Origin of the sequence: Stutzerimonas frequens, from assembly GCF_024448335.1 — a bacterium.
Lineage (GTDB): Bacteria > Pseudomonadota > Gammaproteobacteria > Pseudomonadales > Pseudomonadaceae > Stutzerimonas > Stutzerimonas frequens.
In genome coordinates this window covers 123,828-144,538 of sequence record NZ_JAMOHM010000007.1, presented here as the reverse complement: position 1 = coordinate 144,538, position 20,711 = coordinate 123,828, and the positions used below count along the sequence as shown (strand labels likewise).

The following is a 20,711-nucleotide window of genomic DNA, read 5'->3' as shown; positions in this document are numbered from 1 at the left end:
CCGCCGGGCTTGCAGCACCAATCAATGATCCAGCGCCTTGTATTTCTCGCGCAGGTGGTTGCGGATGACGACCGCACTGAAGTTGAGAATCGCGATGACCAGCACCAGCAAGAACGCCGTGGCGTAGACCAGCGGGCGCGCTGCCTCGACGTTGGGGCTCTGGAAGCCGACGTCGTAGATGTGGAAGCCCAGGTGCATGATCTTCTGATCCAGATGCAGGTAGGGGTAGTTGCCGTTGAGCGGCAGGTTCGGTGCCAGCTTGACCACGCCGACCAGCATCAGCGGCGCCACTTCGCCGGCGGCACGCGCCACGGCGAGGATCAGGCCGGTCATCATCGCCGGGCTGGCCATCGGCAGCACCACCTTCCACAGCGTCTCGGACTTGGTCGCGCCGAGAGCCAGCGAGCCTTCGCGGATCATCCGCGGAATGCGCGCCAGGCCTTCCTCGGTGGCGACGATCACCACCGGCAGGGTGAGGATGGCCAGGGTCAGCGAGGCCCACATCAGACCCGGCGTGCCGAACACCGGCGCCGGCGCGGCTTCCGGATAGAACAGGCGGTCCAGCGAGCCGCCCAGCACGTAGACGAAGAAGCCCAGGCCGAACACGCCGTAGACGATCGACGGCACGCCGGCCAGGTTGTTCACGGCGATGCGGATGATGCGGGTGAGCAGGCCCTGCTTGGCGTATTCGCGCAGGTAGACCGCGGCGATCACGCCGAACGGGGTGACGATCACCGCCATGATCAGGGTCATCAGCACGGTGCCGAAGATCGCCGGGAACACGCCGCCCTCGGTATTGGCCTCGCGCGGTTCGTCGCTGACGAACTCCCACAGCTTGGCGAAGTAGAACATCAGCTTCTGCGCCGTCGACATGGCATTGGGCTGGAACGCTCGCACCACCTTGCCCAGGCTGATCTCCTGTTCGCGGCCATCGGCGGTGCGCACGGTGATGCTGTCGCGGTTGAACTGCTGCTGCAGCGCCACCAGCTTGTCTTCCAGCACACGGTACTCGGCATCCCACTCGGCGCGCTCGGCGTCCAGATCGGCCTGGGCGGCCGCGTCCAGGCGATCGTCCAGCTCCAGCTTGCGGGTCTTCAGGCGCAGACGCTCGAGGCCGTGGTTGATGCGGCCGATCTCCACCTTCTCGATGCGCGAGATCTGCGTGTGCAGCTCATCGACGCGGTCGATGCGTGCCTGCAGTTCGTTCCAGGCACCTTCGCCCTCGGCGACCAGCTGGCCGGCTTCCTTCACGTTGAGCAGGAAACCATAGAAATTGCCCCACTCACGGCGCTCCAGCACCATCAGCTCGGCGGGTGTGCGCTGGTTGCTCAGCCACTCACCCACGACCCAGGAGAAGTCCGCGCCGTAGACCTCGCGGTTGCCGACCTTGAGCAGCTCGCGGGTCATGAACTCGCCGCCCTCGACGTTCACCGGCAGGCCGCTGGCCGCCAGGCGCGCCCGCGGCACTTCTTCGGCCTGCACGACCTCGCCGGCCAGCACACGCGTCTCGGCGCCGGGCACGCTGTAGTCGGCGACGATCACGTCGGCCGGCCAGAAGTGCGCCAGGCCGCGCACGGCAATGATCGCCAGCAACCCCAGGGTCATGATCACGGCGATGGACACCGCGCCGGCGTTCATCCAGATCCAGGGTGTGCCGCTCTTGACCCAGGTGTTCAACGAATCCTTTTTCACGGATCGATACCTTTTGCGAAGTCTGGTTTACAGGCTGGCGTACTTGCCGCGCAGCCGCTGGCGGATCAGCTCGGCCAGGGTGTTCATGACGAAGGTGAACATCAGCAGGACCAGCGCGGCGAGGAACAGCACGCGGTAATGGGTGCCACCGACTTCGGATTCGGGCATTTCCACCGCGACGTTGGCGGCCAGGGTGCGCATGCCTTCGAAGATGTTGGCTTCCATGATCGGCGTGTTGCCGGTGGCCATCAGCACGATCATGGTCTCGCCCACCGCGCGGCCCATGCCGATCATCAGCGCCGAGAAGATGCCTGGGCTGGCGGTCAACAGCACCACGCGGATCAGGGTCTGCCAGGGCGTGGCACCGAGTGCCAGCGAGCCCAGGGTGAGGCTCTTCGGCACGCTGAAGACGGCGTCTTCGGCAATCGAATAGATCGTCGGGATCACCGCGAAGCCCATCGCCAGGCCGATTACCAGGGCGTTGCGCTGATCGAACGGGATGCCCATGTCGTTGGACAGCCACAGGCGCATGTCCCCGCCGAAGAACCAGTTTTCCAGATGGCCACTGATTTCCAGCGAGCCGAAACCGATCAGCAGGATCACCGGAATCAGCAGCACTGCTTCCCAGCCCTCCGGAACCGCCAGACGCACCCGCTGTGGCAGGCGACTCCAGGTCCAGGCGGCGAAGAGAATGCCCACCGGCATGAGCAACAGCAGGCTGAAGATGCCCGGCAGATGGTTCTCCAGGAAGGGCGCGAGGAACAGGCCGGCAAAGAAGCCGAGGATCACCGTCGGCAGTGCCTCCATCAGCTCGATCACCGGCTTGACCTTGCGGCGCAGCGACGGCGCCATGAAGTAGGCGGTGTAGAAAGCCGCGCAGATGGCCAGCGGCGCGGCCAGCAGCATGGCGTAGAAGGCCGCCTTGAGCGTACCGAAGGCCAGCGGCGCGAGGCTCAGCTTGGGTTCGAAGTCGGTATTGGCCGAGGTGGACTGCCAGACGTAATCCGGCTCCGGGTAACTCTCGTACCAGACCTTGCCCCACAGCGCGCTCCAGGAAATTTCCGGGTGCGGATTGTCGATCACGAAACGCTGCAGGCCCTTGTCGGACTCCACCAGCAGGCGGGTTGCGCGGGGCGACAGTGCGGCCAGCGCAGCGCCGTCGGCAACCTGCTCCTTGAGCAGGGTGCGGTACGCGGTGCTGTGGAATACACCGACGTTGCCGCTGTCGTCCAGGACGAGGAAACCCTTGCGCCGCTCTTCCGGCAGGATCTGCCGAATCGGACTGCTGCCCAGCTGGAAGTTGCGCACGTTCTTCAGCTCGGCCTGGCCGTCGGCGGCGCGGACCATGAACCATTGCCCGACGGTACCCTTGGAATCGCCCACCATCAGCGAGATGCCGCCCAGCAGCGGGCTGATCGTGGTGATCTCGCTACCATCGCCGACCAGCTTGTAACGGCCATTGAGTTGCTTGCGGCGCAGATCGAAGACATCCGCACTGGCCTTGCCGCTAACCGCGTAGAGCCACATGTGGCGCGGATCGATCAGCAGCTGGCGAATCGGCTCGGCCAGTTGCGGCAGGTCGAGGCGCTCCTGCTCCAGCGTCACTTCGCCGGTCATCAGGTTTTCGCTGCTGGCGATGCGCTGGGAGTGCAGAGCGGTGCCGGTTGCCCCGGCGACCAGCAGGGTCTTGCCGTTCAGGCTGATGGCGGCGCGCTCGATGGGGCGGCCTTCCGGATCGAGCTCAAGCGGCGCCTCGCCGAAGGGATAGGCGAGCTCGGGGGTGATGGTCTTCTGGTTGTTCGGGTAGGTGACCTTGTAGTTGTGCTCCAGCACCAGGGCCTGGCCATTGTCCAGACCGAGCACCAGCCGGCGGGTGCCGGGGGTGTCCTGGCCCACCGAGACGATGCGGCTGCCTTCCGGCAGCGGCAGGGGCTTGCTCGTCAGCAGCGCACCGTCGCGCAGGCTGAAGAAACGCGCCTGCCCGTCCTCGCCCAGACGCAGGGCGACCTGGTTCTGCTCCTCGATGGCCAGCAGCAGCGGCTTGCCGGCATCGGCCAGCCAGGCCGCCTGCTGAGCCTTGCGGGCCTCCAGCTCGGCGCCCTGGAACATCGGCAGCACGACCTGCGCCAGATAGAAGAAGATCAGGGTGATGGCGCCCAGCACGGCCAGGCCGCCGATGGACACGTACCAGCGCGCCAGGTGGTCTTTCAGCGCGCGTATGCGCCGCTTGCGCTGCAGTGCCGGCGTGTTGAAGTCCAGCCGTTGCACATCGGAATTCGCGGTCATGTTGTCCATGTCGTTCATGCCAGGCTCCTGGGCCGAGCGGCCCTTCGGGGCGCCTAATCTAATAAAGCCGTGTGACAGAAAAGTTACAGCCAGGTGACGCGACGATGCCCGCCAGCGCGTTCAGCGTGGCGGGCATCTGCGCATGGCCGGCGCGCTAAGGCGCCGGCCGTCACGCGGGTCTTACAGACCCAGTTCCTGCATGGTCTTGTCGACCACCTTCTTCGGCAGCGGGATGTAGCCGTCCTTGACCACGACTTCCTGACCCTGCTTGGAGAGCACCAGCTTGAGGAACTCGGCGTCGATCGGGCTCAGCGGCTTGTTCGGCGCCTTGTTGACGTAGACGTAGAAGAAGCGAGCCAGCGGGAACTTGCCGGCCAGAGCGTTCTCTTCGTTGGCCTCGAAGGCCTCGCCACCCTTGGACAGCGGTACCGCACGAACGCTGGAGGTCTTGTAGCCGATGCCCGAGTAACCGATAGCGTTCAGGGTGCTGGAGATCGACTGCACCACCGAGGCCGAACCCGGCTGCTCGTTGACGTTCGACTTGAAGTCACCCTTGCACAGGGCTTCTTCCTTGAAGTAGCCGTAGGTGCCGGATACCGAGTTACGACCGAACAGCTGGATCGGCTTGGCCGCCCACTCACCGGTCATGCCCAGGTCGCCCCAGGTCTTGATGTCCTTCTCGCCACCGCACAGGCGGGTGCTGGAGAAGATGGCATCGACCTGCTCGATGTCCAGCGACTTGATCGGGTTGTCCTTGTGCACGAACACGGCCAGGGCGTCGATCGCCACCGGAACGGCAGTGGGCTTGTAGCCGTACTTCTCTTCGAAGGCCTGAATCTCGTTGTCCTTCATGGGGCGGCTCATCGGGCCCAGGTTCGCAGTGCCCTCGGTTAGCGCGGGCGGCGCAGTAGAGGAGCCGGCAGCCTGGATCTGAATATTGACGTTCGGATAGCTGCGCTTGAACTCTTCGGCCCACAGGGTCATCAGGTTGGCCAGGGAGTCGGAACCAACGCTGGACAGGTTGCCGGAAACACCGGAGGTCTTCTGGTAGCTCGGCAGCGCCGGGTCTACAGCAGCGACTGCGCTCGCGGCGCCAACGCCAGCGGCAACGAAGGTCAGGGCCGCCATCAAACGATTCAGTTTCATACCTTGCTCCTAGCAGGTGTGTGCTCGAGTGTGTTGGAACGGGGGCCAGTATCTGCAGGCCGTGTGAACACTCTATGAATCAAGTGTGACAATCTCATGACCACGTGCACCATTGACCTGGTGCGGTCGCTGTGGCGGTTCACAGCCGTTATACTCGGCGCCATCGCCCGCGCTAGCGCGGGCATTTCGCGCCAGAACAACAAACGCGCCGCGAGTCCGACCGATGAACGAATACGAACAGGAAGATCCGATCCCGCAGGGCGACCTGGCGCTGCAGCTCACCGCGCTGCCCAGGGAAACCAATGGTTTCGGCGATATATATGGTGGCTGGCTGGTGTCGCAGATGGACCTGGCCGGTACCGCGATGGCCAGCCGCGTGGCCGGCGGGCGTGTCGCCACGGTGTCCATCGATCGCATGGCGTTCATGGTGCCGGTAGCGGTCGGCGCGCAGCTGTCCTTCTATACCCAGACGCTGGAAGTCGGGCGCAGCTCGATTCGCATGCTGGTGGAAGTGTGGAGCGACGATCCGCTGTCCAGCGAGTGGCGCAAGGTCACCGAAGCGGTGTTCGTCTTCGTCGCCATCGACGGCAGCGGCCGTACCCGCCCCGTTACCCCGCGCCGCTGAGACCAGCACACTGGTTTTCCACAGTTAGGCCGTCGGCACGTCGGCGCCCGGCCGCCCACTGGCCAGGACGAAGCAATTCTTGCCGCTCGTCTTGGCCCGGTACAGTGCACGGTCGGCACACTGATAGAGCTGTTCGGCCCGCTGCCCCTCCTGCAGGGTCGCCACACCGATACTGACCCCAACCCGCAATGCCGCATCACGCGGGTGTCGGAGTTCAAGCGCGGCCAGCGCCGCGATCACCTGCCGCGCAATGCGTTGTGCCGCTGCGCTGTCGCAGTTGTACAACAGCAGCGCGAACTCCTCTCCGCCCACCCGTGCTGCCAGATCCAGCGGACGTCGTGCGAAACCTGCCAGCAGTTCACCGAACGTGCGAATCAGTGCGTCGCCGGCCGGGTGGCCAAACGCGTCGTTGTAGGCCTTGAAGTCATCCAGATCGAGCAGCAGCAGACTCAGGGGGCGGCGATCCCGGCGCGCCTGGGCGATTCGCTGGTCGAGCGCCCGATCATGGCTGCGTCGATTGGCCAGACCGCTCAGGGCATCGTGCTCGGCCACCCAGCTCAGTAGCTGGCGCATCAGGAACTGCTCGCGCTGGGAGTACTCGTGCAGGTAGCGACTGACGGCACCGATGATCAGCAGCAGCGTGTAATAGCTGACCGCGATCCAGTGCTGCGGCAACTGTGCCGGCGTCAGGATCAGGTACGCCATGAGCACGTCCAGCAGCACGATCAGTAACGCACCCAGGAGTGCCACCCAGAAGGTCACCCCGAGGAAGAAGAACGAGCTGACGATCAGCAGCCCGGCGCCGTACTGGAAGTTGAGCGGGGCATCCAGCGCCTCGAAGCGAATGTCGATGAATGCTGCGATCACACCGATCAGCACCAGCAACGCGGGAAATATCCGATTGGCCTGGGCGCGAAAGGTACGGCTGTAGAACGACAGCACCAGCACGACGATGCCCGGCACGATCTGTAGCAGCCGCAGCAGGGTCAGCGTACCCAGCCAGTCGGTATCATCCAGCTGGAAGTAGCGGTGCTCGAAGTATAGGTAGCCGGATACCGCGACGATCAGCAGCAGCGCCGCAAGCCGCTGCGATGCCCGGGCCTGGCCGTCGAGATAGGCGCGGAATTCGTGCTCGAGTTGCGGCCTGAAGCGAAGCAATCGAAAGCCGCCGTGCAGCTGGCGGCCGTAAGGCGTCTCGCGAAAGCCCTCGGTCGCAGCTTGATCGGTGGTATGTCGCATGGAAGAACCCGCAAATTCGGTGACGGCAATGATATCACTACGCCAGCATCCGATCGGAACCGTCCGACGGGCGTCGTGGCAGACAGCCTGGTCTTTGGACAGAGCGCTTGCACTGGACGTTTCAAGCATCGAAGATCGCGCTACATGCATTGCTGGATGTATCCGCGTGACCACCCTTCTGCTTGCCCTCTGGCCGCTGTTCGCCTTGATCGTCGCCGGTTATTTCCTGCGCCTGCGCGCCTTTCCGAGTGCCGAGTTCTGGCCCGGCGCCGAGCGCATCAACTATTTCCTGCTCTTTCCTGCCCTGCTGTTCAGCAGCCTGGCCACCGCCCCCCTGGACAACCCCGCGTTGCCACGGCTGGCCGGCGCCGTGCTGCTCGGCCTCGGTCTGGCCTGGGTCGGGCTGCTGATCGCCAAGCGGCTGCGCGGCTGGTCCGCTGGCCGCTTCGGTGCCATCACCCAGGGCGTGCTGCGTTTCAACACCTACCTCGGGCTGGCGGCGGTCGGCAGCCTGTTCGGCAAGGAAGGCCTGGCCCTGGCAGCACTGATGCTGGCGCTCATGGTACCGACGGTGAACGTGATGTCGGTCTGGGCGCTGACCGCCGAGCGCGGCGTCAGCGTACGCGGGCTGCTGCTGCCGATCGCGAAGAACCCGCTGATCCTGGCCTGCCTGACCGGCGCGCTGGTGAATCTGTCAGGGCTGGGATTGCCGGGCGGCACCGACCGGCTGCTCGGCCTGCTGGCCGCAGCGAGCCTGCCACTGGGCCTGCTCTGCGTCGGCGCGGCGCTCAAGCCGCAGGAACTGGGCGGGGAAATCCCGGCGCTGGGCTGGAACTGCGCGGTACGTCTGCTCGCCGTGCCCCTGCTGGCCTACGGCGTCGCGGTCGTGCTCGGCCTGCCAGCGATGGAAACGACCATCCTGGTGCTGTTCTTCGCCCTGCCCACCGCGCCCACGGCCTATGTGCTGACCCGCCAGCTCGGCGGCGACAGCCACCTGATGGCCGGCATCATCACCCTGCAGACACTGCTGGCCGCGGCCAGCCTGCCGCTGGTGCTCACCCTGCTGAACGGCTGATCAGCGCGCCACCTGTCCACGCAACAGACGCAGCAGCATCAGCGCCAGGCCAATGCCCACGGCGCACAGCACCAGCAGCGGCCCGAGGTAACCGAGGGCGTCCTGCAACCAGCCGAGCAGCAGGTGCAGCCACTCGGTATGCAGCGAGGCTTCGACCGCGACGTAGCCGCCCTGCTGCCATATCTCGTAGGCGGCATGCAGGGGAATCAGCGTCAGCGGCAGCAGGATCAGGCACAGCCAATAGCCGGCACGCCGGTAGGCACCCAGCAGCCCCCACGGCAGATAGGCGGCACGGATGAGCTGGAAGAAGCAGACGATGTAGTAGGCGACCAGCAGCAGCGCGAAACCGCTGGCCAGCGACGGCTCGAGCCAGAGCGCACGCAGCGCCGCGGTACTGATTGTCAGGCTGAGCGCGCCCCAGAGCAGAAGAAAGAAGGTTTTCATCGCGAGTCCTGGTATCGGCTTTCGGCGAACGCGCATCGGAACAGAATTGCGCCAGCCAAACCCACAACCGCTTCACGAAACGGAGGCGATGAGCCGCGATCGTGCCGGCTTCGAGCAGCCCCGCACGCTTTTAGAACAGGCTGAGCTGATCGCCCTCGGTTGGCGCCGCACCGATCGGGGCGTCTGGCACCGCATCGGCATTGGCCGCGGCACCCGCCAGAACCAGCCGCTCGGCCAGTCCGGCGGCGCGCTCGGCGCGGGTGCTGACCGCTTCGGCCAGACGTGCCGGCAGCGCCCAGATCTCCACCCGGCGCTTGGCGCGGGTGATGCCGGTGTAGAACAGCGCGCGGGTCAGCAGCGGGCTCGGCTGATCCGGCAAGGCCAGCAGCACCTCGGTGAATTCCGAGCCCTGGCTCTTGTGCACGGTCATGGCGAAGGCGCTGTCGTGGCTCGGCAGCCGTGCCGGCGCGAAGCCGCGGTAACCGTCGTCACCCTCGAAGAACACCCGCAGGCCCTGCTCGGTTTTCAGGCACAGGCCGATATCGCCGTTGAACAGCCCCAGCGCGTAGTCGTTCTGCCGGACCATCACCGCACGGCCGGGATACCAGCGCTCGCGGGCCGGCACGCCGAGGCGACGCCTGAAGCGTGTTTCCAGCGCCTCGTTGATACCGGTCACGCCGAACGGGCCCTCGCGTTGCGCAGTCAGCGCCCGGAAACCGTTGAAGGCCTCGAACGCCGCGCCTGGATCGCCCTGCCGCGCGGCCTGCAGGTAGCCGCCGTAACCCTGCTCCAGCCGCTCGATCAAGGCGGTCGGGCTGGGCGCCGCGTTCCAGGCGAGATCCGCACGACCTTCCTGCAGCAGCGCGACGGTGCCTTTCGCATCGCCAGCGTTGATCCGCCGCGCCAGCTCGCCGATGCCGCTGTCGCCGGCGAAGCGGTGGCTGTGGGTGAGCAGCACCACCGCATCGCCGAGGCGCGAGCGCGGCGTCTCGACCGGCACGGGCTGGCCGGTGATGCGCTCCAGCTCGCTTGCCGCCCGGGCATCGAAACCGCGGCCTTCGCAGAGTTCGGCGAACACCGCGCCGGCCTCGACGGCGGCCAGCTGATCCTTGTCGCCGAGCAGGATCAGCCGCGCCTTCGGTGGCAGTGCGACGACCAGCTTGGCCATCAGCGCCAGGTCGACCATCGACGCCTCGTCCACCACCAGCACGTCCAGCGCCAGCGGATTGGCCGCATCGTGGCGCACACGGGGGCTGTCGCCGCGGCTGCCGAGCAGGCGGTGCAGGGTCCGCGCCTCGTCCGGCAGGGCCTCCTTCACCGCATCGCTGACCGGCAGCTCTGCCTTGGCGTTGCGGATCGCCTCGGCCATGCGCGCCGCGGCCTTGCCGGTGGGTGCGGCGAGGCCGATGGCCAGGCGCTCGCCACCAGGCTGCTCGAGCAGCGCCGCCAGCAGGCGCACCACGGTGGTGGTCTTGCCGGTGCCGGGGCCGCCGGAGATCACCGCCAGGCGCCGGCGTACCGCCTGCGCGGCGGCCAGGCGCTGCCAGTCGGGGCGCTGCTGATTGAAGGCGAACAGCCGCGCCAGACTTTCACTCAGCCGAGCTTCATCGACATCCGGTGCGTCCGCCGCGCGAGCCAGCAGCTGTTCGGCCAGCTGCTGTTCGTAGGCCTGGTAGCGGGCCAGGTAGAGACGGTTGCCGAGCAGGGTCAGCGGCGCGTAGTCGTCTGGTGCACCGACCAGCGAAGAGGCTTCGAGCTGAGCGCGCCAGACGGGTAGCGACGGCATGCTGAGATCGACATCGGCCCAGGGCCGCCTGCCAGCCAGGCGTTCCAGCGGCAGACAGACATCGCCGGCCGACAGCGCCTCGCAGCACAGCGCGGCGGCGAGGAGCACCGGCTCGGACGCCTCTGGCTCAAGGCGTTGCAGGCTGGCAACGAAGGCGCGCTCCAATGGGCCGAGGGGTAGCTCTGCAGGCAGGGTCATCGGGTAAGCCTCGATACAGGACGTGTAGGGTGGCGGTCGCAACGGTGGGCTGAAGCCCACCCTACAGGCATCGACGAAGGCCGTAGGGTGGGCTTCAGCCCGCCAGCGATGGCACCGGAACGGGCCTGCATCACCGTCCCTCCTCGAACAGTCGATCCAGCGCATCGAGCAGCGCATCGTCCGGCCGCGCGAAGTAGACGCCGGCCTCGGGCATGCCGCGCAGGAACAGGTAGAAGGCGCCGCCCAGCTGCTCGTCGCGAAAATCTGCCAGGCGCTGACGCAGGAAGCGGCGCAGCGCCACCAGATAGATCAGGTACTGCAGGTAGTAATGCTCGCCGGCCAGCGCCCGCAGCAGCCGCTCGCCGCCGTAGTAGCTGGCGTCCGGGCCGAGCCAGTTGGACTTGTAGTCGGCGATGTACCAGCGGCCGCCGTGCTCGAAGGTCAGGTCGATAAAGCCTTTGAGAAAGCCCTTGAGGCTGTCGAATGCAAGCCGCGCTGCGGCCTCGCGCAGCGGTGCGGCCAGCCCGCTGGCCGGGTTGGTCAGCAAGGCGCGCAGGCGCACCACGTCCAGCTCGCGCACCGGGAAGGTGAAGCCCAGCTCCGGCAGCCGGCGCGCTGCCTGCAGGCTGGCGAGGGTCAACCCGGCGCCGTCCAGATCGGTCTGCAGCACCCGCTCCAGCTGAGCCGTAGCGATGTCCCGCCAGTCCAGGGGCAAGCCGTAGGCCTTGAGCGCCGGCTCGACCAGCTGGGTCAGCTCACCCTTGCCCCGCGCCCAGTCCTCGAGGATGGCATGCAGACAGGTACCGGCCCGAGCGCCGCGTGGGAAGGCGAAGAAGCCGCTGCCCGGCTCGCCGGCATCGGGCATCGCAAGGGCGTCGCGGTCCGGCGCTTCCATGTGCATGCCGGCGGCCAGCCCGGAGAAGCTGCCGATGCGCCAGGCGCTGTAGAGGTTGCGGTTGAGCTGCGCCAGCTGCTCGGGCGGCGCTGCGCGGCTGCTGCCCTGGGTGCTGGCCTCACGCGACTCGAGCGGCAGGCAGGCCATGTGCCCGTCGCTCGCGGCGACCAGCCGCTCGATGGCCAGACGCAGGCTACCGCCGTTGAGGCCAGCCAGGTGGTTGCCCAGCTCCGTCAGTGGCTGCTCGCCCGGCAGTTCGCGGCCGTGCAGCAGCCAGGCCAGGGCGCTGCTGTGCAAGCCTTCGTCGGGCAGACTGCCATCCTTCTTCGCCTTGGGCAGGCTCACCGGCCCCCAGTGCAGCCAGAGCCGGTCACGCGCGCGGGTCAGGGCGACGTAGGCCAGCCGCAGCTGTTCGGCGAACACCTCCTGGCGGGCGCGTTCGAGGTTGTCCTCCAGTTCGTCGCTGCCCAGGTCCAGCAGCGGCCGGCCAGCGGCATCGTGACAACGGGCACTGTCCTGCTTCTTGCCGAGCAGCTTGCCGTCCCAGAGAAACGGGCAGAACACCAAGGGGTATTCCAGCCCCTTGCTGGTGTGGATGGTGACGATCTGCACCCGTTCGGCATCGCTTTCCAGGCGCAGCAGCGCTTCTTCACCGGCGCCTTCGCTGCCGCGCTGGGCGTTGAACCAGGCGAGCAGCGGCTCGAGCCCGGGCCGCAGCAGGCTCTCGGCCTGCAGCAATTCACCGAGGTGCAAGAGGTTGGTCAGCCGACGCTCGCCGTCGACCCGAGTCAACAGGCGTTCGGCCACCGCCTGCTCGTCGAGCCAGGCGCGGAACACGCGCATGAAGCCCTGCTGCTGCCAGAGCTGGTGGTAGCGCTCGGCAGCTTCGCGCTCGGCGTCCCATTCATGCTGGTCATCCTGGCAGCGGGCGAGATCGGCGGCGCTGCGGCCCAGCAGGCGCGTCGCCAGGGCATGCCGCAGCAGACCCTCGCGTCCCGGCTCGGCATAGGCGGCAAGCACCGCGGCCAGTTCGGCGGCCTCCTCGCTGCGCCAGACGCTGTCGCGCCCGCGGCGCACGCTGGGCACGCCACGCGCGGCCAGCTCGTCGGCGATCATCCCGGCCTGGCGGTGATTGGCCACCAGCACGGCGATATCGCCGCCCTTGAGTGGGGTGAACCGGTCGCCCTGCGCGAAGCCGGCGCGGCCCTCGGCGGCGGCGGCCAGCTGCACGGCGATGCGTCGCGCCGTGTCGGCCGCGGCCAGTTGCGCGGCCTCGGCCTTGCCCAGCGGATCGTCGCCGAGCCAGACCAGCAACAGCGGCGCCGCCTCGCCCTCCTCTGCCAGACGCAGGCTCGCACGCGGCTTGTCGGCCGCGCCTACCGCTGGATAACGCAGGTCGGGTTGGGCGAACGGCTGCGGATGGTCGAACAGCTGGTTGAGCGCGGCGATCAGCTCGGGCGTCGAGCGGTAGTTGGTCGGTAGATTGAAGGGCTCGCGATCGGCCTGTTGCTTGGCCGTCATGTAAGTGGCCAGGTCCGCGCCGCGGAAGGCGTAGATCGCCTGCTTGGGGTCGCCGACGAAGCACAGCGAGGCATCACGGCCCTTGGCATAGATGCGGTCGAAGATGGCGTACTGGATCGGGTCGGTGTCCTGGAACTCGTCGATCAGCGCCAGCGGATAGGTCGCGCGCAACGATGCCGCCAGGTCCTCGCCGACCGGGCCCTGCAGTGCCTGATCCAGACGATTCAGCAGGTCGTCGAAGGCCAGCAGCCGCTGCGCCGCCTTGCGTTCAGGCAACTCTCGGTTGAGCCACTCGAGCAGCGCCACCTGAAGGGCGATCAGCCGCTGCTTGCCGGCCGGCAGTGCCTCGGCCACCTGATCGGCCAGCTCGTCCAGGGCCTGGGCCAGCTCGCACACCGGCGCGTCGAAGCCCTTCTTGCAGGCCTTGCTCAGGGCGCGCACGCCGAACTTCGCCGCGCCCTCGGGCAGGTCGAACATCACCGCCGGATCGGCGAAATAGGCATCCAGTTCCGCCTGCCATGGCGCAAACTTGACGTTCTTGTGCGTACTCTGGCTGAGCCCGCCATGCGCCAGCAGCTCGGCGATCCAGGCGCTGCCCGCCTGCTTCCACAACTCGGCAGCCCGCTGCCAGGCCGCCTCGACCGGGCGCAGATCGGCCGCGACCGGCACGCCCTGCGGCTCGACCCGCAGATAGGGCTTGCCCAGATGACTGCGCAGACGCTGGCGCAACCACTGCGGAGTGATCCGGCTCTTGGCCAGAAAGCGTGCCCAGGCCGGGTCGGCATCGGCCAGCTCGCTGCGCCAGGCGTCGGCGAGCAGCGCGTCGATGATCTCGCGGTCATCGGCGGTCAGCTCGCTGTCGAAGTCGCCGCCGGCCTCGAAGGCCGCGTCCTGCAGGGCACGCTGACAGAAGCCGTGGATGGTGAAGATCGCCGCCTCGTCGAAGCCGTGCACCGCCAGCAACAGGCGCCGCCGCGAGGCGTCGTCAGGATAGCGGGCGTGCAGGCGATTGAGGAAGTCATCGCTGCTCGGCGTGCCCTCATAAACCGCCAGCAGATCGGCCAGCCGCGCGCGGATGCGCTCGCGCAGCTCGGCGGTGGCGGCGGTGGTGTAGGTGACCACCAGAATCTGCCCCACCGAGAGCTGGCGCTCCAGCAGCAGACGCGCATAGAGCGCGGTGAGCGTCCAGGTCTTGCCGGTGCCGGCGCTGGCTTCGATCAGCGAGCGGCCGTCGAAGGGCGAGTCGAGGAGGTCGAGTTTCATGGCTTGATCCTCCGAGCCAAAGCCGACTTTGCAGTGCTGGCCGCACCCTCGGGTTGCGCCCCGCCGGGCGCCTTACTTCTTCTTGCTTGCCCAAGAAGAAGTAAGCAAGAAGAAGGGCACCCCAACATCCGGGTCTGGCCGCTGCGCGGCCAGACCCGGATGCGGGGTGTGCTTTCTCTTTGGTTACTTTCTCTTTGCACCGGGCGGCGATCCGCAAGCAAAGAGAAAGTGACTCGCCCGTCAGGGGCGAAACCCCGACCGTCGAACAGGCACGGCAGCAAGTGGAGACACAATGCTTCAGACGTCATCACTCTGCTCCTCTCCATCCGCCAACGCATCCAACGCCGGGCCGATCAGCTGTTCGGCCAGGGTTTCGAAACGCTCGTCCAGCGGATCGCGATCGCGGAAGGCCAAGGCATTCCAGGGGTCTTCGGCTTCGGCGGCAATGGGGCTGAACTCGGCGCCGAGCCAGGCTTCGCGGGCGCGCTTGCGGGCGCAGTCCAGCGGCTCGCTGCCGCGGCTCGGCTTGCGGTAGCCGCGGGCAAAGGCCTGGCTGCTGCGCGGCAACAGCGGCAGCGGCTCGCGGATCGCGCTGTGGTAGGCCACCAGCCAGGGCTCCAGCAGCTCGGCCGCATTGGCCAGCGGCCCCAGCTGCCAGTCACCGGCCGGCGAAAGCATCAGGCTATGGCGTTCGATGCCGGGCGTGGCGCACAGGTTGAGCAGCAGGTGGCGTAGCCAGAACGGCGGCAGGTCCCATTCGCCCAAGCGGCCGAGCTTCCAGCCGAACAGCCCGCCCGGCGTCACGCCGTCGAGCCAGCCATGGATGCGCACGCCGGCCAGGGTGATGTCCACCGGCAGCGGCTCGGGCACGGCGTCCGGGCGCAGTTCGAACAGCCGCGGTGCAAAGGCACGCACCGGGCCGCGCAGTTTGCCCCACAGCGCCTGGCCCAGCTCGCCGGTGGGCAGCCAGCCCGCCGCGCAGGCCATGCGCCGCTCCTCCTCGTCGCTCCAGCCCTGCTCCATCGCTTGCAGCGACAGGCGGCGCAGGCCGTTCCAGGCCGGCATTTCCAGGTCGAACGGTTCGTCGCTGGCAAGCGATTCCTGATCATCGGCCAGGCGCAGGCCGAGGCGCTGTTCGAGCAGGAAGCGCGCCGGGTGGCGGAAGCACTGCAGCAGCTGCGACGGCTCGATGGTCAGCCAGGCCTCATCGGGTTCGGCGAGCAGGCTGGCGAAGGGTTGCGCCTGCGCCTGTGGTGGCTCGGCCAGGCGCTGGGCGGCGCGGAACCAGGGCAGCGAATAGCCGGCACAGGGCGCTTCGCCGAAATTACGCGGCGAGAACGGCTGCAGCGGATGCGCGATGAGGATCTTCTGGCTGACCGGCCGCGCCCCGTCGGCCAGCACGGCGGTCATGTCCACCGCCTCGAGCACCTCGCTGAGCAACACCGAGGGCGGCAGCACGGCGTTGTCGCGCGGGTCGCGGCCGACATAGGACAGGTACAGCGCCTGGCGCGCCGAGAGCAGCGTCTCCAGCAGCAGGTAGCGGTCGTCGAGGCGCCGCGCCCGGTCGCCACGGCGCGGATGCCGGCCGATCAGGTCGAAGCCCGACGGCGGCGTGCGCCGCGGGAAGGCGCCATCGTCCAGGCCGAGCAGACAGACCACGCGGAACGGCAGGCTGCGCATCGGCACCATGGTGCAGAATGTCACCGCACCGGTGAGAAAGCCGGAGGCGCCGCCGCCCTGCTGCAACGCGGCGCAGAGCTGCTGGTGCACCAGTTCCAGCTCGATGGGCCGGGTGAGGCCGGCGGCCTGGGCCTGATCGCGCAGGGCGGCGCAGGCCTGGGAGAGCAGCAGCAGCGTCTCGCCGGCCTCGCGCTCGTCGAACAGCGTATCGATCAGCACTTGCAGGTCATCCGCCCACTCGGCCAGCGGGCGCGGCCGAGCCAGTTGATCGGCCAGGCTGCCGAGCCGCTCGACGAAGTCCACCAATCGCCCGAGCAACTGCCCGCGCGCGCCTTCCAGCGCATCCAGCGGCCAGTGCTCGCCAAGCAAGGGCGCGCGGTCGCCGGCCAGCTGCGGCGGTGCAGCGAAGCCCAGCAGCAGGCGGTCCAGCCCCTGGCGCCAGGTAAAGGCTGATTCGGCCGGCAGCCCCAGCCGTGCGCGCTGCTCGCCATCGCGGCCCCAGCGCACGCCGGCCTCGCGCAGCCAATCACGCAGCAGCGGCAGGTCTTCGCTCTCGATGCCGGCGCGGCGGGCGATGGCCGGCTGTTCCAGCCAGGCGAGGATTTCCTCGGCGGCGAAACGGCTCTGCGCCAGCAACAGCAGTTCAAGGAAGGCCTCGATCAACGGCACCTCGGCGCGCAGGCTGCGGTCGGCGAGGCTGTAGGGAATCCGCGGGCTGCCCTCGCGCGGGGCGAAAACCGCCTCGATGAAGGGCGCATAACGTTCGATGTCGGGGGTCAGCACCACCACCTGGTCCGGCGTCAGCGCCGGGTCGGCGGCGAAGCGCGCCAGCAGCTGGTCATGGAGGATGTCCACCTCGCGCAGCGGCGAGTGGGCGATATGCACCTCCAGTGAACGGTCGTTCTCGGCCAGGGAGATCCGCTCATCGGGCAGGCGGGTGCGCAGGCGCAGGATGTCGTTCTGCAAGGCATGCAGCAGGCTGTCGTCGTGCAGGTCCTCGTCTTCGGAATACAGGCCGAATTCCTGACTGCCTTCGCTGGCGGTCAGGCTGAACAGCGAGTCGAAAAAGTCGCGGCCCTGCTTGCCGAGACTCGCCAGCAGCGGATGGCCCACGTCCAGATACCAGTCATCGACACCGCTCTCCGGTTGTCTGGCCAACTCGCGGATATCGCGAATCTCGCCCCAGGCCTCGCGGCTCGGGTTGAGCGCGCAGACCACCACGTCGATATGCCGCGCCAGGCCGTCGAGCACACGAAGATGGTGCGGCGGCAGGCTGCTGATGCCGAACACCAGCAGGCGCTCGGGGAGGTCCGGCAACGGCTCGTCGCGATAGAGGCGCTGCAGCAGGTCGCCGAGCAGGCGCGCGCGGTGCGGGTGGCCGTCCTTGGTCAGCTCGCGCCAGAGCAGCGCCTGCCAGGCTTCGTCGGGACCGAGGTCGAGGGTTTCGCCACGCTCCCAGGCCGCCAGCCAGTCGTCGCGATAGAGCAGGTACTGGTCGAAGACGTCGGCGATCTTGGCCGCCAATGACAGCCGCCGGCGCTCATCGCCGCCATCGAGGTACTGCGCCAGACGCGGCGCCAGCTCGAGATTGGCCGGCTCGCACAGCCAGCCATACAGACGCCAGGTCAGGGTGGTCGGGGAGAACGCCGACTGCTCGGGCAGGCTGCCCAGCACCGTGCGGCTCAGGTCCCAGACGAACGCCGCCGGCAGCTGCAGCTCGAGCTGCATGGCGATGCCCTGCCGGCGCGCCAGCTCCAGGGTCAGCCAGCGGCCCATGCCCTGGCTCGGCACCACCACCCGCGCCGACGCAAAGGGGTCGGCCAGCGGCTGGGCGAGCAGCGTGGTGGCCAGTTCGCCGAGGGTTTCGAGATCAGGGGCGTGGTAGAGGCTGAGCATGGGCGCACCGCGTGAACAGAAGTCGCTAGGTTACAGGCCGCCAGATGAGGGAGCGAGCCGGCGAGGCCAGTTTGCACTTGCCGTGCGACAGCTCCTGTCGCATCGACCCAGGGCCTTTTCTCATCCTTTCGCGCTGCCTTTCTGCTTCTCACGACCAATATCAATTCCGCGATTGCTGCCTAGCATGGGATCGAGGGGCGGCCGCTTCGTCGCCCGTCACAAGCGCAGGAGTCGTTCATGTACCGGAACCGCAAGAAGCTGCTCGTCCTATCCATCTGCGCCACGCTGGGCGCCGTACCGTTCACGCTGCAGGCCGAGGAAGCGGCCCGCGAGCGGACCCTCGGCTCGGTGGAGCGCAGCCACGCCAGCAACGCCCGCGCCCTGCTCGACCAGGCCGTGCTGACCTACCAGGCCAAGGGCCCGGAACAGGCCCTGGCCACCTTCAACGACCGCAACGGCGAATTCGCCCGCGGCCAGTACTACATCTTCGTGCTCGGCGAGGACGGCACCATGCAGGCCAGCAGCGGCCCATCGGCCAGCCTGGTGGGACTTAACGTCAGCGATCTCAAGGACGCCGCCGGCAAGCCGTTCATGCGCGAGATTCTCGACAATTCGACGCGCCAGGACAGCGGAGAGGTCGAGTATCAGTGGCTCAACCCGGCCGATAACAAGCTGGAGAACAAGGTCAGCCAGTTCCGCAAGGTCGGCGACCATGTGCTCTGCGTCGGCTACTACATCTCCCGCGCCACCGCCGAGCAGGCCCAGGCGCTGCTCGAGCGTGCTGTGCAACAGGTCAAGGACAAGGGCGCCGAGGCAGCCTTCCGCAGCTTCAACGATCCGCGCGGCGGCTTCGTCTACAACGACGAGTATGTCTTCGCGATCGGCCTGGACGATGGTCGCTATCGCGCCAGCGGCAGCTCGCCGAACCTGGTGGGCGTCGACGTGCGCAACGTTACCGATGCCGCCGGCAAGCCGCTGTTCAAGGACATGATCGAGCTGGCGCGCAAGCAGGGTTCCGGCACGGTCGACTACGTCTGGCGCAACCCGGCGACCAACGCTGTCGAGCAGAAGCATTCGCTGATCCAGCGGGTCGATGACGTGCTGCTTGGGGTTGGCTACTACACCCGCCCCTGAGTGAGATGCGCCCCGGCACGTGACGTTTCGGTGAACGTGCCCGGCAGGTCAGGGTCAATCGGATATCCCCGGTGCAGTTCTGCGTCCTTGTGACGCAGAACGTTGTCGTTGCCGCTCGCCGGGGAAGGAGCCCCGAACGATGCTGACCCTGCTGCACCTGTTGTCGTCCATCGCCCTGTTGGTGTGGGGTACGCACATCGTGCGCACCGGCATCATGCGCGTGTACGGCTCGCATCTGCGGCGATTGCTGGGGCGGAGCATGGGCCACACGCCGCTGGCATTCGGCGCCGGCATCGGCGTCACGGCCCTGGTACAGAGCAGTAACGCCACCGCACTGCTGGTCATCTCTTTCGTCGCCCAGGGCCTGATGGCGCTACCCACCGCCCTGGCGATCATGCTCGGCGCGGATGTCGGCACCGCACTCATGGCACGGGTTCTGACGATGGACCTGTCCTGGCTGTCGCCGTTGCTGACACTGCTGGGTGTGTGTTTGTTCCTGTCACGCAAGCAGAGCCGCAGCGGCCAGCTAGGGCGCGTGCTGATCGGCATGGGGCTGATCATTCTTGCCCTGCAGCTGATCGTTCAGGCTGCGGCGCCGATCACCGAAGCGCGCGGCATGCGTGTGCTGTTCTCCTCGCTGGCCGGCGATACGCTGCTGGCGGTCGTCGTCGGCGCAGTGTTCGCACTGCTGTCCTATTCCAGCCTTGCCGCGGTCCTGCTGATCGCCACCCTGGCCGGTGCCGGCCTTATCGGTCTACCGGTAGCACTGGGGGTGGTCATCGGGGCCAATGTCGGCAGCGGCCTGCTCGCCTGGCTGAACGCCAGCCTGCAACCGGTGCCGGCGCGCCGCGTGGCCCTTGGCAACCTGCTGTACAAACTGGCCGGACTGGCCGTGCTGCCGTTTCTCGAACCGCTGGTGACCTGGATGGGCGGGTTCGGCTTCAGCACCCAGACACAGGTGATCGGCTTCCACCTCGCCTACAACAGCCTGCGCTGCCTGCTGCTGTTGCCCACCGTGCCGGCGATGGCCCACCTGTGCGAAAACCTGCTGCCGGAGCGGCAAACGGACGGCGGCGTGGCCCGGCCACGGCACCTGGACCCGGCGGCACTGGAAACGCCGAGTCTGGCCCTGGCCAACGCCACGCGGGAGACGTTGCGTATCGGCGATCTGGTCGAGCTGATGCTGGTGCGCCTGCTGGAGGCGCTGCGCGAGGACCGCCCCGAGCCCGGCGAAGAAATCCGGCGCCTGGACGACGATGTCGATGCGCTCTACAACGCCGTGAAGCTATATCTGGCACGCATGCCTCGCGACGACCTCGCCGAGGACGAGCAGCGCCGCTGGGCAGAGATCATCGAGCTGGCGATCAACCTGGAACAGGCCGGCGACAGCGCCGAACACATGCTGGGCAAGCTTCGCGACCTGAAAACCTCGACCCGCCGGCCATTTTCCGAACAGGGCCTGGAAGAGTTGCAGACGCTGCTCGAGCAGTTGCTAGCCAACCTGCGCCTGGGGCTCTCGGTGTTCCTTTCCGGCGATGCCAACGGCGCCCGTCAATTGCTCCAGCACAAGCGCGAATTCCGCCGCAGCGAGCGCCGCATGGCGCACGCGCATGTGGAACGTCTGCATCACGGCGTCAGCGAGAGCCTGCAGACCAGCTCGGCGCACCTGGAGCTCATCGCCGACATGAAACGGCTCAACTCGCTGTTCTGCAGCACCGCGCATGCCGCGCTGGAGGCAGCCGCGCTCGACACGCGGCGGTCTGCCGAGGCGCGAGCGGACGACCGCGCCTTGGACCATCCGCTGCCAGGCCGCGCGCACCCCACCGGCTGA

12 protein-coding genes are annotated in these 20,711 nt (G+C 67.5%); 4 read left to right on the top strand and 8 right to left on the bottom strand.

Annotation, left to right across the window (positions count from 1 at the left end):
* Positions 1–21: 21 nt before the first annotated feature.
* From pstA to NAO55_RS12055, 3 genes are all read right to left on the bottom strand, one after another.
* Complete coding sequence (pstA, locus tag NAO55_RS12065; protein WP_102838942.1) at positions 22–1,692, bottom strand: phosphate ABC transporter permease PstA; 1,671 nt, start codon at positions 1,690–1,692, stop codon at positions 22–24.
* A 27-nt stretch (positions 1,693–1,719) separates the two neighbouring features.
* Positions 1,720–3,996, bottom strand: a complete 2,277-nt coding sequence (locus NAO55_RS12060) for an ABC transporter permease subunit (protein WP_102838943.1) — start codon at positions 3,994–3,996, stop codon at positions 1,720–1,722.
* 162 nt (positions 3,997–4,158) lie between these two features.
* Positions 4,159–5,124: a PstS family phosphate ABC transporter substrate-binding protein gene (locus tag NAO55_RS12055; protein WP_102838944.1), complete on the bottom strand. Its 966-nt coding sequence runs from the start codon at positions 5,122–5,124 to the stop codon at positions 4,159–4,161.
* A gap of 223 nt (positions 5,125–5,347) precedes the next feature.
* Between NAO55_RS12055 and NAO55_RS12050 the strand changes: the two genes are divergently transcribed.
* Positions 5,348–5,749 (top strand): acyl-CoA thioesterase, encoded by a 402-nt coding sequence (locus NAO55_RS12050; protein WP_003286782.1) that lies wholly within the window; start codon positions 5,348–5,350, stop codon positions 5,747–5,749.
* A 24-nt stretch (positions 5,750–5,773) separates the two neighbouring features.
* Here the strand turns inward: NAO55_RS12050 and NAO55_RS12045 are convergent, their stop codons facing one another.
* Positions 5,774–6,988: a GGDEF domain-containing protein gene (locus NAO55_RS12045; protein WP_102838945.1), complete on the bottom strand. Its 1,215-nt coding sequence runs from the start codon at positions 6,986–6,988 to the stop codon at positions 5,774–5,776.
* 166 nt (positions 6,989–7,154) lie between these two features.
* Between NAO55_RS12045 and NAO55_RS12040 the strand changes: the two genes are divergently transcribed.
* The gene (locus tag NAO55_RS12040; protein WP_102838946.1) at positions 7,155–8,063 is read left to right on the top strand and encodes an AEC family transporter; all 909 of its coding nucleotides are present in this window, start codon (positions 7,155–7,157) and stop codon (positions 8,061–8,063) included.
* Here the strand turns inward: NAO55_RS12040 and NAO55_RS12035 are convergent, their stop codons facing one another.
* The 4 genes from NAO55_RS12035 to recC form a co-directional block, all read right to left on the bottom strand.
* Positions 8,064–8,507, bottom strand: a complete 444-nt coding sequence (locus NAO55_RS12035) for a hypothetical protein (RefSeq protein ID WP_102838947.1) — start codon at positions 8,505–8,507, stop codon at positions 8,064–8,066.
* Between the two features lie 130 nt (positions 8,508–8,637).
* Entirely contained in the window at positions 8,638–10,491 is a 1,854-nt protein-coding gene (gene recD, locus NAO55_RS12030) for an exodeoxyribonuclease V subunit alpha (RefSeq protein WP_102838948.1), read from the bottom strand.
* Between the two features lie 130 nt (positions 10,492–10,621).
* Positions 10,622–14,170 carry an exodeoxyribonuclease V subunit beta gene (gene recB / locus NAO55_RS12025; protein WP_102838949.1) on the bottom strand — a complete coding sequence of 1,183 codons (3,549 nt, stop codon included), beginning with the start codon at positions 14,168–14,170 and terminating at the stop codon, positions 10,622–10,624.
* Between the two features lie 297 nt (positions 14,171–14,467).
* Positions 14,468–17,746, bottom strand: coding sequence for an exodeoxyribonuclease V subunit gamma (recC, locus tag NAO55_RS12020; RefSeq protein WP_102838950.1), 3,279 nt, complete (start codon positions 17,744–17,746; stop codon positions 14,468–14,470).
* A 237-nt stretch (positions 17,747–17,983) separates the two neighbouring features.
* Here recC and NAO55_RS12015 point away from each other — a divergent pair, with 237 nt between their 5' ends.
* Both NAO55_RS12015 and NAO55_RS12010 read left to right on the top strand, forming a co-directional pair.
* On the top strand, positions 17,984–18,880 hold the full coding sequence (locus tag NAO55_RS12015) for a cache domain-containing protein (RefSeq protein ID WP_102838951.1): 897 nt from the start codon (positions 17,984–17,986) through the stop codon (positions 18,878–18,880).
* A 139-nt stretch (positions 18,881–19,019) separates the two neighbouring features.
* Positions 19,020–20,711 carry a Na/Pi cotransporter family protein gene (locus tag NAO55_RS12010; RefSeq protein WP_102838952.1) on the top strand — a complete coding sequence of 564 codons (1,692 nt, stop codon included), beginning with the start codon at positions 19,020–19,022 and terminating at the stop codon, positions 20,709–20,711.